We start from the raw sequence: 282 nt of genomic DNA, 5'->3' as shown, positions 1-282 counted from the left end.
GAAACATCTTCGGGTTGTGAGGTTAAGCGACTAAGCGTACACGGTGGATGCCCTGGCAGTCAGAGGCGATGAAGGACGTGCTAATCTGCGAAAAGCGTCGGTAAGGTGATATGAACCGTTATAGCCGACGATGTCCGAATGGGGAAACCCAGTGCAATTCGTTGCACTATCGTTTGATGAATACATAGTCAAACGAGGCGAACCGGGGGAACTGAAACATCTAAGTACCCCGAGGAAAAGAAATCAACCGAGATTCCCCCAGTAGCGGCGAGCGAACGGGGA

The 282-nt window shown here is 51.4% G+C and carries 1 rRNA gene; it reads left to right on the top strand.

From position 1 onward, the window contains the following. Positions 1 to 20: 20 nt before the first annotated feature. Positions 21 to 282: ribosomal RNA gene (locus DW58_RS11990) — 23S ribosomal RNA — on the top strand; the annotation flags it as partial.

It is taken from the genome of Siccibacter turicensis LMG 23730 (assembly GCF_000463155.2).
Taxonomy (GTDB): Bacteria; Pseudomonadota; Gammaproteobacteria; order Enterobacterales; family Enterobacteriaceae; genus Siccibacter; species Siccibacter turicensis.
Note: the sequence above shows the minus strand (reverse complement) of the source record. Positions and strands in the feature narration are given on the sequence as shown.